A 1,528-nucleotide genomic window follows, 5' to 3' on the forward strand; every position below is an offset into this window, starting at 1 on the left:
TTCATGGTGCCGTCGGCCATCATGGTGCTCGACCGCATTCCCCTCACCTCCACCGGCAAACTCGACCGCAAGGCATTGCCCGAGCCGGTATTCACCGAGACCGCACCATTTCGCGCACCCGGGACATCACTCGAACGCACTATTGCGGAAGCGTTCGCCGAGGTGCTGCACACCGATACCGTGGGGCTCGACGACTCGTTCTTCACCCTCGGCGGCGACAGTCTGGGCGCCACGCGGGTCGCGGCGCGACTCGGAGCCGCATTGGATACCGAGATCCCGGTGCAGCTGTTGTTCGAGGCGCCCACGGTGGCGTCGCTCGCATCCCGCGTCGGACGGCAGGTCGGGCGAGGGCGGCGGCGTCCACCACTGATCGCCGGCTCACGCCCCGAGCTCGTGCCCTTGGCGCCCGCCCAACAACGGATGTGGTTCCTCAACCAGTACGACACCGGTTCCGGGGCGTACAACGTGCCGATCGTGATCCGGCTGCGGGGTGAACCGAATATCGACGCTCTACAGGCGGCCATGGTCGACGTGCTGCGCAGACACGAGTCGCTGCGGACCCGGTACCCGGAGCGCGACGGAAAGCTGATCCAGCTGATCGAGCCCGTCGAGGCCGTCGAGGGCGAGCTGACCCCGGTGCCTGTGACCGCGGATCGGTTGATCGACACGATCACCGAATTCGTCACCGCAGGCTTCGATGTGAGCACCCAGGTGCCGGTGCGCGCCCGACTGTTCCGTACGACCGACGGCACGGAATCGGAGTACGTATTGGCCGTCGTGGTGCACCATATCGCCGCGGACGGTTTTTCCATGGTGCCGTTGGCCCGCGATGTGGCGATCGCCTACGCTGCCCGGGCCCGCGGCGAAGCCCCGTCGTGGGCGCCCCTGCCCGTCCAGTACGCGGACTACGCGCTGTGGCAACAAGCCGTCCTCGGCTCACCCGACGATCCGGACTCGTTGAGCGCCCGACAGATTCGATACTGGACCGACACCTTGGCCGGAGTCACCGAGGAATTGGGTATGCCGGTGGACCGGCCCCGGCCCGCGGTGGCGTCGTATCAGGGCGCCACGCTCGATTTCCCCCTGGACGAGGAGTTGGTGGGGGCGCTGCGCGACGTGGCGCGGCAGCAGGGTTCGTCGCTGTTCATGGTCATGCATGCCGCGCTGGCGGTGCTGTTGGCTCGAATGAGCGGCGGCACCGATATCCCGATCGGCACACCGATCGCCGGGCGCGGGATGGCCGAACTGGACGATCTGGTCGGCATGTTCGTCAATACTTTGGTTCTGCGCACCGAGATCGATTCCGGTGAGCGGTTCGTCGATGTGCTCGCCCGGGTTCGGGGGATCGATCTGGTGGCCTTCGAACACGCCGATATCCCGTTCGAACAGTTGGTGGATCGGCTCGCGCCGCAACGCTCCCAGGCACGTCATCCACTGTTCCAGGTGATGTTGGCGTTCCAGAACCTCGAGCAGGCCGACCTCGCGCTACCCGGCCTCGATATCTCGGTGGTCGATCTGCCCAGCGCGG

Annotated in this window: 1 protein-coding gene; it reads left to right on the top strand. The window is 66.6% G+C overall.

Features of this window, described 5'->3' with window-relative positions; all coding sequences use genetic code 11:
- Positions 1–1,528, top strand: a 1,528-nt coding sequence (locus ON32_RS02595) for a condensation domain-containing protein (protein WP_040788455.1), incomplete at both ends; no start/stop codon positions are given.

The sequence above is a fragment of the Nocardia paucivorans NBRC 100373 genome, assembly GCF_000308675.1.
Taxonomy (GTDB): Bacteria; Actinomycetota; Actinomycetes; order Mycobacteriales; family Mycobacteriaceae; genus Nocardia; species Nocardia paucivorans.